The following is a 15901-nucleotide window of genomic DNA, read 5'->3' as shown; positions in this document are numbered from 1 at the left end:
GTTTCTTTAAAATGTATTTGATTTTTATTAATCAGATTTGAGAGGAAGTTTTATCATGGGAGAATTATCAAAGCTACCTAATATCGGCAAAGAAGTGGAAAGGCAATTGAATCAAGTAGAGATATTTACTTATGATGAATTAAAAGCAATTGGAGCAGAGCAGGCATGGCTTAAGATACAAGAAATTGATTCTTCTGCATGTATCCATAGGTTGCTGGCACTGGAAGGTGCAATTCATGGTATTAAGAAAACAGAGCTATCACAGAAACGTAAAGAAGATTTAAAAGATTTTTATAATTGGAATAAAGGAAAGTAGTAATTTATAAGAGGAGAATAAAGAAATGGTTTTATTAGTAGTTGATACACAAAAATTAATAACAAACGAAAAATTATATAACTTTAATGCATTTGTATCGAGTGTAGAAAAAATAATCAGTGAAGCAAGAAAAAATGATATTGAAATAATATATATACGTCATGATGATGGGCCTGGGAGCGAATTAACAAAAGGAACTGATGGATTTGAAGTATATGAGAAATTTCAACCGATTAGTAACGAAAAAATATTTGATAAAAAAGTAAATAGTGCTTTTAAAGGGACAGGCTTATTAGAATATTTAATGGATAGAGAAGAAAAAGATATAATAATTGCAGGAATTCAAACAGATCTATGTGTTGACGCTACTATAAAGTGTGGATTTGAGCATGGCTTCAATATGATAGTCCCTGCTTATGCAAACACAACTGTTGACAATAAATTCATGTCAGCAGAACAAACATATAAATACTACAATGAATTTATATGGAATGGAAGATATGCAGAATATATTACGATGGATGAAACTATTAGAAGAATGAGTTAGATGCGAATCTCATTATTCTTCCATCAGGAAAGCATTTTATCGCTCGAGATGGATACACTAAATTTTCTGTTTTATTAAATGAAATTAAGAAATTAATTGACGCATAGAATATACGTTATTTAGAGTTAATGATCATAGTTAAAACTCTTATAATCCAATAATCGAAGGATATAATATTTAAAAAATATGTTGCGATTAAGGATATTGTGAAAGATAATATTTGAAGAAATAATATATTTCGCTGAATAATAACAGATTATATTAGGAATTATTTTTAGTATGGCTTTTTATGTAAAAATCTATAGATATCCAATTTAAGAATTCGACTTATTAGATGAACAGATTTACAAAATTGCTAGAATTTTAAGATCATATCTTTACCAGAAATCATAAATATATTTGTGAAGAAAACATTTGAAAATGAGCTGTTAAAGGTTCTTAGCTGTAGGTTGTTCCAATTTAGCTTGTCAAACTGAAAGTTGGAGCATGCTAAATTGGATACAACCCACTGCTTAGAATCTTCAGCGATATTTTCATAGCTTTTCGGAATAAAATATTTATGATTTCGGTGAGTTATATGCATAAGTTCAGGTATTAGTTGAGTTATCTATAGCTACAGATATTTATGGAATCATTTAACCATTATCGTATATAATTCACTACATTTAATTTTCTCTTAGGAGCAATTAATTCTTTGTTTAATGACTTATATCCTAGAGCAACACCATAATAGGCTTCATATCCTTCTGGAATACCGAGTTTTTTAGCTTCATCTTCTAATTTTAAGAAAAACGTTATGAGGCCAATCCAAACAGAGCCAATGTTTAAGCTTTCTGCTGCTAAAAGCATATTTTGTATCGCTGCGGAGCAATCAACTTTAGGGGAAAGTGCATTTTTATTACCAGATACAATTATTAAGGTTGGAGCATCATATATTAAATTTACTTTGGGGTTTGATCCCATATTTTTGATCCAACTGATTTCTGATTGAGCCATTAACTCTTTTGATTTATCATTGATATGTTTTAATATTTCTTTGTTTTGAATAACAGTAAAATGCCATGGCTGATCATTATGACCAGAAGGTGCATATATCCCAGATTCAATGATTAGATCTAAATCTTCTTGTTTTATTTGTGTAGGTAAATATGTTCTTACACTTCTCCTATTTCTTATAGCTTTCAAAACTTCATTCATATAATATATTCCTTCCTTATTGGTTTTATAAAATAATAGCATTAATAGAATTATCATAAAAGTACGCACAAATTTGATATGTGATATCAAAAATGATACCATTAAGGTAATTAAATAGAAGATAGATTGTTACAAAAATGTGTTAGGAGAATAAATTAATGTCAAAATCAATTGATTTAGAATCGAATTGCCCGATGAATTTAACTATAAATATACTTAGCGGGAAGTGGAAGATAGCAATTCTTTGGCATTTGTCAAGAGGAACTATTAGATTCAATGAATTACAACGATTATTAACTAATATTACTCAGAAAACATTGACAATGCAGTTAAGAGAATTAGAAAGAGATGGGATAATTTATAGAGAAGTTTATCCAGAATCACCACCAAGGGTAGAATATGGACTTACAAGCATTGGAGAAAGCATGAAGCCTATTCTAAGTGCAATGTGTGACTGGGGAAAAGGCTATAAAAAATTAATAAATGAAGACAATAGTGTTAGCTTATTATAGCAAATTCATATATTGGTTAATGGAAGATGCTTTTTTACTCATATATCGAATACAATTATTTTAATGATGTAAGTTTTGATAATAGTAGTCTAAATGAAAGGGGAAATTAAATGGCAGAATATATAATAGCTGTAGATGAATTTGATAACGAAATAGGTTCAATTGAAAAAATGGAGGCTCACCGTAAAGGAACATTACATAGAGCTTTTTCTATATTAGTATTTAATTCTAAAAATCAATTGTTATTACAGAAAAGAAATGTAAAAAAATATCATTCGCCTGGTCTCTGGACCAATACATGTTGTAGTCACCCTAAATACGGTGAAAATTTACAGGATGCGATTTATAGAAGGCTTAAGGAAGAAATGGGTTTTACATGTGAACTTGAAGAAGTATTTAGTTTTATTTATAAAGTAAAACTTGAAGATAATCTTTTTGAAAATGAATATGATCATGTATTCATTGGGAAATATGATGGAGAAATAATTGTAAACAAAGATGAAGTAGATGATTTTAAGTGGGTTGATATTAATGAAGTTAAGAAGGACATTATAGAAAGGCCAGAAGCATATACTTATTGGTTCAAGTATTTAGTTAATAAGGCAGAAAACAAAATATTTAAATAAGTAAGAATTTCGTCTAAATAAAGATTTGGAAATTAATTGTTTTTCAATCAATAGGCCAGCAGTAATACCTATCCCAATACCTTCAACAACAAGTCTTAATCTAAAACTATGCCAATGAAATAAAGTTTTATAGGTATTTGTTTTATGTTTTAATTCCATTATTATGCCTCAAATATTGTCGTGTCTCAAAAGTATATTGTATTAAAGTATTTAATACTACAACGTATATTATGTTAGCATATATATATCAATATGTTAATAGGAGAACCTTATTTATGGACTTTGTTATATATATTGGATATATATTGTAGATTGTTACACTAATGCTTGTCACAATGAAAATGGGAGCAAGCATTAGTGGTGCAACCTGCAATTTAGCATTTTAGCGATATTCTTATAGCTTTTCGTAATCAAAATATTTATGATTTCGGTGGATTATTGCATAAGTCTAAGTTATAAATATCAATATAATTCTTCAATAGGGAAAAATATTTAATACAAGCTATCAGTACTATTTTTGCTAGTATTTTAATAGATTATAATTTGTCATAATGGTTAATATATTAATGCCAAACAAAATTTATATTAATTAAGGGAGGTTGATGTATATGTCATCAAATAACAGTGGAAGAAATAGAACATTAGTACCAGAAGCAAAGGCAGGATTAAACAGATTAAAAACTGAGGTTGCTTCAGAAGTTGGATTAAGTGATTATGAAAACATCGATAAAGGAAGCCTTTCTTCAAGACAAAATGGATATGTTGGCGGTTATATGGTAAAACATATGATTCAAGATTACGAACAAGGTCTTAAGTAATAACTATAAGACTAAGGTCGTGAAAATAACTCTTTAGAAATTTAATAAGATTACGAAAAGCTAGTAGAACTATTTATATAATTAATTGTTCTACTGGCTTTTTTGTGATTTTAAAGTTATTAATATATCAAAGACTTCTGTTTATTATTTTATTAATAATGGTATAGATGATATAATAAATTAAATGTATTCTATTTGAAGAATTTATATTTTATATGCATTATGGAAATTCCATACATGTTATAAGAGTTTATATTTACGGAGGAAGAATCAATGCCACTTAATAGTAAAAGAAATCAAGAAGCATCTATTACTATTTCAAATAAGATAGTAATTAAAGTAAGCGAAGAATTTGTTGATTTAACAGGGTATTACAAAGAGGAACTATTAGGAAAATCATATAAAGAACTGAGTAAAATATTGAAATCTGATTTTTGTGATAAATTTGGAAGTGTTAGTGATGAAATAGATGTATACATATTCACTAGGTCACTTGAGCCAAGAGAAGTGATTATTTCTAAGAAGATAGATCACGAGAAAATGAATATATTATATTTTTTCTATGAAAAAGAGAATTCCCGTATTGAAAATAAATTTTTATATGCAGAGCAGTTATGCTTGGATAATAGATATGGGATTGGAATTTATTCAGCTCCAGATTTAACTTTATTAAAAGCTAATGAAAAATACATTTATTATATGGATGAACCATTTAATAGGAAAGAGAATTGCATTGGTAAATCAATAGAAGAAATAGCTAAAGATTTTAAGGAAGATAAAATAAGGGAAAAATGGACGAGTGTTATAAAAACAGGTAAGACGTGCTATGTAAAAGATTTTATGAGTGATAGACATGGAACAGGAGTAACATATTTTGATTCAGCAATAGTACCAATATATGAAGAGGGGAAAGTAAAGTATTATATTGAGAATCGTATTGATGTAACAGATAGAATAAGAAATAAAATGGTTATTGAGGCTCAAGCTGCTGAAATTGAGAGAAGAGATAAAAAAATCGAGGCTATAATGGATTTAGCTGATGAGCAGATAAGCATCTTTGATAAAAGTGGAAGGCTAATTAAAATAAGCAAAGTTATTTTGGAATTATTTCAAGCTAGTAAGATAAGCAATATAAATGATATAAAAGATGAAATAATGATTTTTGATGCAAATAAAAATAGAATTGAATTTGAAAAGAGTAAGTTTAGTTATATAGAAAAAGGAAAGGAAATAAATAACTATAGAGTAATAATTGGAGCTAGAAATTTCGAGAAACATGTTGTTATTAGTGGCAAACCTATATTTGATAGAAAAGGAAATTTTGAAAGATATGTTTTAATAATTGACGATATAACGGAAAAGGTACAAGCAAAAATTATAGAAGAGCAAAAGAATAAATTAGAAGCTATAATTAGAAATATGTCCGAGGGATTGTTTACAATTGACAAAGAAGGTAATATTAATATTCTAAATTCCAGTGCAAAAGACTTTTTTTATAATATTGAATTAGCAAACAAAATCAGTGAAAATTTGTTAAAAGTGAAATTCTACGATTCCAATGATAATATAATCAAACCAGAAAATTTGCCTAGCTATCGAGTACTAAAAGGTGAAAAGATTAATGAATATAGAATGACGCTTAAGAGAAAGGGATTAGAATATCACTTTAATGTAAGTGGCAGTCCTCTATATGATGAAGATGGAGATATAGTAAAGGCGCTATTGTGCACTCGAAATGTTACTGAACAGGTTAATAGTAATACAATTATAAAGATGCAAAAAAAGCAATTAGAAGCTGTCATTGAAAATATTTCTGATGCAATTTATATTGCAGATAAGGAAGGTAAAATAATTTTGATGAATGCAGAAGGAAGAAGTCTTCTTTCTGATTATTGTGCTGTAAAGAATGCAGAAGATTTTAACATAACTAAGCAAGCTTTTGATACATCAGGGAATGAAATCCATGTAGAGAATTTGTCTTTAAAATGCGCATTACGAGGCGAAAAAATAAAAAATAAAACAATCATAATTAAGCGTTCAGATAAAGAACTAACTATTAGAGTAAATTCTACTCCTATATATGACACAAGTGGAAATTTAATTATGGCTTTAGCTTGTTATCATGATATTACAGATCTAGCTGAAAAAGAAAAGATCATTGTTGAAAAATATAGGCAATTGGAAGTATTAAAGGAAGAAGCTGAAATTGCTAATAAAATAAAGTCGTTATTCTTAGACAATATGAGCCATGAAATACGGACTCCGATGAATGGCATTTTTGGAACAATTCAGCTTCTTGAAAAAACACCTATGAGTGAGGAGCAAAGTAAGTATATAACACTGCTAAAAAACTCTGGAAATAAACTATTAACAATTATAAATAATATTTTAGATATTTCAAAAATAGAGGCCGGTATACATAAATTAAATGATGGTAAATTTGCTTTGAAAAAGATAACAGATGATATTTATACAAATCTCTTGGAATCAGGAAATTCTAAAGGATTAGAGATAAGATATTATTTTGACCCAAATGCAGAATTTATAGCAATTGGAGATGAACTAAAGTTAAAACAAATATTAGATAATTTAATTAGTAATGCAGTAAAATTTACTGAAAAAGGATATATATCCTTTAGGGTAACAAAAGTATCGTCAGATAATGACTATGTAAAAATTAAATTTACAATAGCAGATACAGGGATAGGAATAGACGAAAGATTTAAGAGTAAAATTTTTGGCATATTTAGTCAAGGTGATATATCTGTAAATAAAAAATATACAGGAACTGGTCTAGGATTATCTATATCTAAGCAGCTTGCTATGATGATGAATGGAAATATAAGCTTTGAAAGCACACTAGGAGAAGGTTCTACATTTACGTTTACATGTAGTTTTAAAAAAAGTGATTATTATGAAAAGAATATAGAGGTAATGAACGATAATAAAATTAGCGAAGATGATAATATAAATAATTTATGGATGAATAGAGTCATACTTTGCATTGAAACTAATTCAATTGACAAAGAAGTTATGGAGAGTATAGTGGAGAGAAAAGGCTGCAAATATATCCATGCGCATAATATAAGCGAGGCATTGAAAATCCTAAATTGTAACTATGTAGACTTAATATTGCTAGATATGAAATTAAATAAATTAGAAGATTTTGAAAAAATTAAGGAAATGAGAATATCAAGAGTAAAAGGAAAAAATATTCCTATAATCGGAATGTCTTCATATACCATTATGGAAAATAGAGAGATACTTATGAATCTAGGAATTGATCATTGCATATCAAAACCATTTAATGTTGAAGAAATTTATAACATCTTCGAAATCTATTTATGAGAATGAAAGAGTGTGTTATAAAAATAATAAGGGGATGGTGTAAATTATGGTTAGCTCAGTATTAGAGGGAATATCATATTTAAATAATATTAATAACATAATATCTATATACGAACCATTAACTGATTCAAATCAAGTTATTTATGATTTCAGTGTTAAATTTATAAATGAAAGTTTCAGAAAGGAATTTGACTGTGAAAACTTACCCCATAACTGTGTTGATGAAATTAAAATGTATTTAAGAGAGTATTTATTTAGTTATTTAAAAAGAATTGATAACAATATTTATACATTAGTCATTAGAGATACTGTTTATGAAGTTAGTTTCAGTAAATTTGCTGAAAAGTATATATTTTGCACATTCATAAAAAGTAAAGGCATATTATCAAATGAAAAGTTGTTTATAGAAGGAAGAGATTTTATAGATAATGCATTAGAGAGTATTCTTGTAGTAAGCAGAAGTGGGGAAATACTTTATGGAAATAAAAAGGCTATTGAAATGTACGGGTATTCTTTTGATGAACTTGTAAATTTAAATATCTTTACCCTTAGAAATGAGGATAGCAGGGAATTCACCCAAAATCAATTAAATAAAGCTTTAGATAGAGGAATAAAGTTTAAAAGTTATCATCACAAAAAAGATGGGACAAGATTTCCGGTTGAAGTAAGGTCCGTCTGTAGTAATAAGAAATCAAGAGATGTGGCAGTCAGTATTATAAGAGATATTTCGGATATGGAAAGGTTATTTAAAGATTCAAAGATATTTTCAATATCTTTAGATATACTTGATGATCCATTTGTGATTTTTGACAAAGAAATGAACATATCTCGTTGGAGTAAAGGCGCTGAGACAAAGTTTGGATTTAAGGAAGCGGACATAATAGGAAATGATATGAGACGGCTAATTCCAAAAGATAAATTAAATGAATCACAAAAATTAATAGATATGATTACCAAAGGAAAGGTAATTAAAGATTATGAAACTGTCAGAATAGACAAGGAGGGAAACCTGGTTAATGTCTTAATGTCAGCATCTCCGATTTATGATGATAATAATCTCTTTTTCGGAGTAGTAGCAATGTATAAAGATATTACAGACAGGAAACTAATAGAAAAGGATCTGCGAGAAAAGTGTGAACAATTAGAATTGTTAAAACAGAAAGCAGAAGAAGCCAATAAAGCCAAATCATTTTTTTTGGCTAATATAAGCCATGAAATAAGAACTCCAATGAATGGAATTACGGCGGCTATACAGTTATTAAAGTTAGAAGATATTAATGAAAAGCAAAAAAAATATATTAGAATATTAAATGATTCAGCAAATACTGTGCTTAGGCTTATTAATAATTTATTAGATATGTCAAAAATAGAGTCAGGTACATTTAGAATTAATAGGGAACCGTTTAATTTAAAAGAGACTATAAATAGTATTTATAATAGCCTTTTAGTCACTGGAAATTCTAAGGGCTTAGAAGTAAGTTACTATTTAGACCATAACATAGATTTTGAAGTTATTGGTGATGAGCTGAGGTTAAAGGAGATATTATCCAATCTAATTAGCAATGCAGTAAAGTTTACAGATGACGGATATATATCATTTAGAGTAAGTATGATTTCAGAAGATAGTGATAGTGAAAAAATTCAATTTACGATTAAGGACTCAGGGATTGGTATAGATGATGAGTTCAAAGATAAGATATTTAATAATTTTACTCAAGGAAATATATCATCAATGAAAAAGTATATGGGAACAGGATTGGGGTTATCAATTTCAAAACAGTTTGCTAATTTGATGAATGGAGAAATAAGTTTTGAAAGCTCTTTTGGTAAGGGCTCAACATTTATTTTTACATGTGAATTTAAAAAAACAAATGATAAAAAACAAGTTATGGAAAGAAAAAACATTGAAAGTGATAAGCTTAATCAACATAATGATCGAGAGGATAAAGTTATCTTATATGTTGAAGATAACTTAATAAGCCAAGAAGTAATGGAAAACATAATTAGGAGTAACGGGTATAAATATATTTCAGCATATAATGGAAATGAGGCCATAAATATATTAAAAAACAATAAAGTTGATTTAATATTAATGGATATACAGATGCCAGAACTAAATGGTTTTGAAACAACACAGGCTATAAGAGTTGAGGAATTAGAAGGAAAACATATACCAATAATTGCAATAACCGCATATGCTATGCGGGAAGACAAAGAAAAATGCATAAAGGCAAAAATGGATGATTACATATCTAAACCATTTGAAATTGAAAATTTGTTAAATATTATAGAATTCAACTTAAGAACATAGAGGCTTATAAGGCAGCACTAATAATTGGTGCTGCTTTTTTTATTCTATAGGAATTTATAATGTAATAGAATCTGTGGATAACTTATGAAGAAGGCTATTTAATTAGTTTTTGTATAGAAAAAGAATAAAAAAGAAATCTTATTCGCCTGCCAGATTTTCCTCACATGCGTTCGGAAAGGCAGATGCGTAAAAAAATCTACGGCTCCACAGTCGCCTGCGATTTTTTTATTCTTTATAAATTTATATTTAATCTGGGCCGTGAATGAATCAAGGAAAAAATTAATTAAGAAGGTTGAGATTTATAAAGAAAATATAATTGTTAGATACATGTATTTGAATAGTGATATGATTACATTCCCAAAGAAGTCGTGTTCATTCAAAATGAGTCGAATTATGAGTAAAAATAGAGTACAAAATAAATTGAATGGGGAAAAATACAGTGATATGATTTATGTAACGAACGTTATATATATAATTTTGTAATTTATGAGAATAATAACAAAGTTATTAAAAAACTTTCAGTAAATTTGTAAATGGAGGTAAGTATTTTGGAAAATTCAACAAGAGATAAAATATTTTATACTTCTTTTAGACTTTTTCTGGAGAACGGATATGAGGCTACTAATATTAGAGATATTTGTAAGGAAGTTGGAGTTAAAGCATCAACAATATATTTTTACTATAAGTCAAAGCAGGATCTGTTTTTCTATATTTATGATTATATTTATAAAGATTATATTGATTACATGGAGAGTATTGAGACAATGGACAAGAATATGCCTCTTAAGGAAAAGCTTTATACTCTATTAAAAAAGAAGATAGAGTATTATATATTAGATATATCCAAGAGAAAGTTTATTCTTAGATGCCACATGTTTCCACCAGAAGAGATAGCAAATGTAATACGAGAAAAATATAAATTCTATATAGCTGAAGAAAACAAAATCATTCTTGATATCATGGGTAATCCTCAATATAATGATAAATTTATAACTAAAAATATAAATAGTTATTTGATTAAATGTAAAAAGCTTGAGGATTATTTACTTTATGAAATGATAACATCAAATATAAGAATAAACGATAAAGTTATTTCAAAGCTATGGGATATATTTTTTGAATTAATGTAATAAGAAAAACAATTCTAAAAGAGGTTTTAAGAAGTACATATGAATTTAATAAGCAAAGTTTTTGGGGAATTGAGAGGATTTTAAATTTAAAAGGGAGGGAATCTTATGGAAGTAATAGACCAAGTAAAAGAAAGGCTATCTATTTTTAAAAAATTATATGATGTTATAAGAATAGTGGATCCAATAAATAAAAAAGCGGCTCTTGTTAAGGACAATGAGCTACAAGGGCTAAATGGCACATGCTATTTGTTGTGGAAGAAACATACATTTTGTGAAAACTGTATTTCTATGCGAGCATATAACAACAATGATACATTTGTAAAAATAGAATATGATAAAGAAAAAATTGTCTTAATCACAGCAACACCAGTAGAATTAAATGGCAAGATATATATTGTAGAAATATTAAAGGATATTACCAATATCGGAAGCGTATTTCATAAGATGACTGAGGATTCTGACTTTGTGGAAGAATTAATTATCTCAATGAATGAAAAGGTAATTAAAGATGAATTGACAGGATTATATAATAGAAGGTATATAAATGAGAGACTCCCTGTAGATATTAACTACATGAAAATTAGTAAAATGCCTTTATCGATAATTATGGCAGATATAGATTTCTTTAAAAAAGTAAATGATCAATATGGTCACATTATAGGGGATAAAATACTCATTGATTTTTCAGATCTAATATTGAAATCGGTCCGAGGTAAGTCAGACTGGGTAGGTAGATTTGGTGGAGAAGAATTTATTATAATATTAAATTATACTGAGGCTAAAAATGCGTATAAAGTTGCCGAGAAGATGCGAAAAGTATTAGAAAATACATCTTTCAATTATGATGGTATTGAGATAAAAATAACAGCAAGTTTTGGCGTGTACGAAGCTTCTGATGAAGATGTGAATATTTATGATTTATTATCAAAAGTAGATAAGAATCTCTATAAAGCTAAAGCTAGTGGAAGAAATAGGACAATTGTAAATCAAGAAAGTATGTATGAATTTGATTCAACGAATATTAAAGAAAAAACAATCAAATTATCAGAGTTAAATCAAAATATAAGTGCTGTAAGAGAAATTTTGAATGAAGTTTGCTGCACACTTGATGGAAACGTAGATATAGATAATGGATTAACTATAAGCCAGCATTTAGATGATCTGATAGTAGAGTATATGAAAGAATTGAACAACCATAAAGAAGGTTATAATCATGAAAGATAATCAAATGAACTTATTTTTAAGGAGAGCAAAGAAATCTGTTATGGAGATAGAAAAAAGTGATTTGGATTATGAAGAAATATTAAAAAAATATAAACAAGCAATAGATGAAGCTAATATAGCAGTTTGGGAATGGAATATAAAGGAGGACAGTTTCTTTATTTCTGATGCATGGGAAGAAATTACTGGTTATAACTCAAAAGATTTTAGCAGTTTAATTGATTGTATTGAAAAAGTAGCTATAAGTAAAGATAGAGAGGATGCATTGACTGATTTAAATTTTTTTGTTGCAGATAAAGTGACCTTATATGTGAGCGAGTTTAGAATTATTACTAAAGATAATAAATTGAAGTGGGTATTGTTTAAAGGAAATGGCATAAAAGAGAAAGATGAAGGTGTAACTCGTATATTTGGATTGGTAAATGATATAACTGAAGAAAAGGAAAGAGAAAAAGGAATTGCAGATAATTTGTATCATGATTCTCTTACAAATCTTCCTAATAGGGATATGTTTCTAATGGATATAAAAAATATCTTAGATAAAAATATTCAACTGAATCAGGAAGGAGCTATAATTTTCATAGACCTAGATAATTTTAAATCTATTAATGATACCTTAGGACACGACTATGGTGATCTTATGTTAAAAGTATTCTCACAATTATTACATGTATGTATAAAGGACTATGGAAAGTTGTATAGAGTCGGCGGTGATGAGTTTATTGTAATTATAGAAAGAATTAATTCTATAGAAAAAGTTAAAGAGATGTGCAATACAATTTTAAAATATTGCAAGAATCCATTCGAACTTAATGAAAACCATCTGTATATTACAACAAGCATGGGAATATCAATTTTCCCAAGAGACAGCAATAATATGAATGATCTACTAAAATTTGCAGATCTAGCAATGTATAAGTCTAAAGCAGATGGAAAAAACACATACACCTTTTTCGAACAAGCTCTAAGTAGGTTATATACAAGAAGAATAATAATTGAAAATGAATTAAAAGAAGCAATTAAGAAAAATGAATTTTCCATTGTTTATCAACCGCAAATTGATGCATTAAATAATAAGGTAGTTGCTTTTGAAGCGTTATTGAGATGGAATAGTAAAAAGCTCGGTTTTGTATCTCCAGCTGAATTTATACCAATAGCTGAAAGGATTGGAATAATTGTAGATATAGGAGATTGGGTATTTGAGAAAGCATGCCGTAAAATTAGAGAGCTTAAGGAGAGGAAGTATGAATTTAATAATATCTGTATAAATGTTTCACCGGTTCAAATAAAAGAAAGAGATTTTAAAGACAAAATAATAAGAACTTGCGAAGAAAACAAAATTCATCTAAGTTTAATTGAAATAGAAATAACCGAAAGTACTTTAATTGAATTAGATGATGAGAAAATTGCTGATTTACATGAACTAATAAAAAAAGGTATAAATATTTCAATTGATGACTTTGGAACTGGATATTCATCTCTAAGTTATTTAACAATCCTACCTATAAATACTTTGAAAATAGATAAATCTTTTATTGATAATATTGGGAACGATAAGAACAGAGCAGTAATAGAGTGTATTTTGAGCTTATCGAAAAGTTTAAAGTATAAGGTTATAGCAGAAGGGGTTGAAGTTAAAGAGCAACTTAATGAATTAATGAATTTAGGATGTAATATAATTCAGGGATATTATTTCAGTAAACCAGTTTGTGAAGAGGAACTTGAGAAAATGCTAAAAAATGATTAAATGAACTATTAGGCCTGCTTATGCTATACTAACGACAATTATATTTTATGCTATCTTATTCGTTTGTTATTTAATTTACGGAATTTAAGGAGGGGTGATAGATGAGTAGTGAAACCAATGAAAATATTAATAAAAAAAAGTATAATTATTTGCAAATATATGAAGCTGCTATACGTAATGCTAATGACATAATAATTTTGTTTTCAAGTCAAGGTAATATATTAGAGGTTAATAGAAAGGCAGTGGATACTTATGGCTATACTGAAGAAGAACTACTTTCTAAGAATATATTTGAATTAAGAAATAGAGAAAGAATTGAACTTGCAATCATGCAGTTTGAAAAAGCTAAATCGGGTGATGTTGAGTTTGAAACTATTCACTTTAAAAGTGATGGTACTAGTTTTCCTGTAGAAGTCAAATCAATAGGAATAGAAATTAATAATGATAGATTTGTTTTAAGTATAATAAGAGATATATCAAACCGAATGAAAAATGAAGCAGAAATTAGGGGATTAGCTTCTTTAGTTGAAAATACTGAGGATGCAATTATAGGAAAAACTTTAGATGGAATTATAACAAGTTGGAATATAGGTGCTGAAAATATTTATGGATACAAAAAAGAAGAGGTGATTGGAAAGCACATATCTATCATAATTCCTGATGAGAAAATTAATGATTTTTATGAAATAATTAAAAAGATAAAAAATGGAGAAAGAGTTAGGGGATTTGAATCTAAGAGAAGAAAGAAAAATGGGCAGTTAATTGATGTTTCAATAACAGTTTCACCTATTTACGACTTTGAAGGAAATTTAATTGGAGCATCTAATATCACTAGAGATATAACAGAAAATAAAAAAGTGGAAAAAGAGTTAAGAGATAAATATGAAGAGATATCAGCTCTATATGAAGAACTTATAGCAATAGAAGAAGAGCTAAGAAGTAATTATAAGGAGCTAGAAAAAGCAAAGGAAGAAGCGGATAAGGCAAACAAAGCTAAAAGTGAATTTCTTGCAAATATTAGCCATGAAATAAGAACTCCTATGAATGGAATAATAGGAATTATAGACTTATTGAAGGTAACTGAACTTAATAATAACCAAAAAGAATATTTAGACATGCTCAGTAATTCATCAAGATTGTTACTAGGAATATTAAATACCATTTTAGATATTTCTAAAATAGAGTCAGGGAAATTTGAACTTACATTAAAGCCGTTTAATATGAAAAAAACTCTAGATAGGATTACTAAAGAGTTATCTATAGCATGCAGTAAAAAAAACTTAGAAGTATTTTACTATATTGATCCATATATAAATTTTGATTTAATAGGAGATGAAATTAGATTAAATCAAGTACTTATAAATATTATTAATAATGCTATTAAATTCACTGAAATGGGTCAAATAATGTTTAAGGTAAGGAAATTAAATACTACAAATAATAAGCTAACATTAGAATTTTCAGTGAAAGATACAGGTATTGGGATTAAAGAAGAATTCAAAAATGATATCTTTAAAAAATTTGTCCAACAAGATATGACTTACACTAAAAAATATGATGGAACGGGGCTAGGGCTTGCTATTTCAAAAGATATTGCAAAGCTAATGAATGGGGACATATGGTTTGAAAGTATTGAAAATAAAGGAAGCACCTTTTATTTTACGGCAGAATTTTTATTGAATTATGCAGAGGATATAAATAATGATAATTTAAATGCAGAAAATACTTGGATAGCATCAAGTAAAAATAAAAAGATATTATTAGTTGAAGATAACGAAATAAATATTAAGATAACTTGTGAAATGCTAAATAGATTGGGATATGAATATGAGTATGTATATGATGGGAAGCAGGCGTTAGAAAAGCTAAAAGAAAATACATTTGATTTAATACTCATGGATATTCAAATGCCAGAATTAAATGGATACGATGCCACTAGAATAATTAGAGAAAAAGAAATAAAGACAAAAGAACATGTTAATATAATAGCTATGACAGCTTATTCTATGAATGGAGACAGAGAACGATGTATTGAAATTGGAATGGATGATTATATTTCTAAACCATTTGATATGAATACATTAAAGAATGTTATTTTAAGATTTATATAATATTTATGAAAGAGAAA

The 15901-nt window shown here is 27.8% G+C and carries 12 protein-coding genes; 11 read left to right on the top strand and 1 reads right to left on the bottom strand.

The genetic code is table 11. The features are described from left to right. The first annotated feature begins 55 nt into the window (after positions 1 to 55). On the top strand, positions 56 to 316 hold the full coding sequence (locus F3K33_RS15695) for a TfoX/Sxy family protein (RefSeq protein ID WP_039773371.1): 261 nt from the start codon (positions 56 to 58) through the stop codon (positions 314 to 316). Between the two features lie 25 nt (positions 317 to 341). After that, entirely contained in the window at positions 342 to 863 is a 522-nt protein-coding gene (locus F3K33_RS15690) for a cysteine hydrolase family protein (RefSeq protein ID WP_039773370.1), read from the top strand. 642 nt (positions 864 to 1505) lie between these two features. On the opposite strand, the gene F3K33_RS15680 is transcribed toward F3K33_RS15690, so the two are convergent. After that, complete coding sequence (locus tag F3K33_RS15680; RefSeq protein WP_039773369.1) at positions 1506 to 2060, bottom strand: nitroreductase family protein; 555 nt, start codon at positions 2058 to 2060, stop codon at positions 1506 to 1508. Between the two features lie 158 nt (positions 2061 to 2218). On the opposite strand from F3K33_RS15680, the gene F3K33_RS15675 reads away from it, so the two are divergent. The 9 genes from F3K33_RS15675 (at position 2219) to F3K33_RS15635 (ending at position 15884) form a co-directional block, all read left to right on the top strand. Next, positions 2219 to 2572 carry a winged helix-turn-helix transcriptional regulator gene (locus tag F3K33_RS15675; protein ID WP_023977046.1) on the top strand — a complete coding sequence of 118 codons (354 nt, stop codon included), beginning with the start codon at positions 2219 to 2221 and terminating at the stop codon, positions 2570 to 2572. A 110-nt stretch (positions 2573 to 2682) separates the two neighbouring features. Further along, complete coding sequence (idi, locus tag F3K33_RS15670) at positions 2683 to 3198, top strand: isopentenyl-diphosphate Delta-isomerase (RefSeq protein ID WP_023977045.1); 516 nt, start codon at positions 2683 to 2685, stop codon at positions 3196 to 3198. A gap of 608 nt (positions 3199 to 3806) precedes the next feature. Beyond that, positions 3807 to 4016 (top strand): alpha/beta-type small acid-soluble spore protein, encoded by a 210-nt coding sequence (locus F3K33_RS15665; RefSeq protein WP_012059270.1) that lies wholly within the window; start codon positions 3807 to 3809, stop codon positions 4014 to 4016. A gap of 273 nt (positions 4017 to 4289) precedes the next feature. After that, a complete protein-coding gene (locus F3K33_RS15660; protein ID WP_069187768.1) occupies positions 4290 to 7364 on the top strand; it encodes a PAS domain-containing hybrid sensor histidine kinase/response regulator in 3075 nt (1024 codons plus the stop codon). A 46-nt stretch (positions 7365 to 7410) separates the two neighbouring features. Next, positions 7411 to 9675: a PAS domain S-box protein gene (locus tag F3K33_RS15655; protein ID WP_023975515.1), complete on the top strand. Its 2265-nt coding sequence runs from the start codon at positions 7411 to 7413 to the stop codon at positions 9673 to 9675. A 548-nt stretch (positions 9676 to 10223) separates the two neighbouring features. Then, on the top strand, positions 10224 to 10805 hold the full coding sequence (locus F3K33_RS15650) for a TetR/AcrR family transcriptional regulator (RefSeq protein WP_039773368.1): 582 nt from the start codon (positions 10224 to 10226) through the stop codon (positions 10803 to 10805). Between the two features lie 105 nt (positions 10806 to 10910). Beyond that, positions 10911 to 12029 carry a GGDEF domain-containing protein gene (locus F3K33_RS15645; protein ID WP_031276002.1) on the top strand — a complete coding sequence of 373 codons (1119 nt, stop codon included), beginning with the start codon at positions 10911 to 10913 and terminating at the stop codon, positions 12027 to 12029. After that, positions 12019 to 13773, top strand: a complete 1755-nt coding sequence (locus F3K33_RS15640; RefSeq protein ID WP_039773367.1) for a sensor domain-containing protein — start codon at positions 12019 to 12021, stop codon at positions 13771 to 13773. The genes F3K33_RS15645 and F3K33_RS15640 overlap by 11 nt, the downstream gene beginning before the upstream one ends. 101 nt (positions 13774 to 13874) lie before the next feature. Further along, on the top strand, positions 13875 to 15884 hold the full coding sequence (locus tag F3K33_RS15635) for a PAS domain S-box protein (RefSeq protein WP_023975511.1): 2010 nt from the start codon (positions 13875 to 13877) through the stop codon (positions 15882 to 15884). Positions 15885 to 15901: the final 17 nt, after the last annotated feature.

The sequence above is a fragment of the Clostridium beijerinckii genome, from assembly GCF_008705175.1.
GTDB lineage: Bacteria > Bacillota > Clostridia > Clostridiales > Clostridiaceae > Clostridium > Clostridium beijerinckii.
Note: the sequence above shows the minus strand (reverse complement) of the source record. Positions and strands in the feature narration are given on the sequence as shown.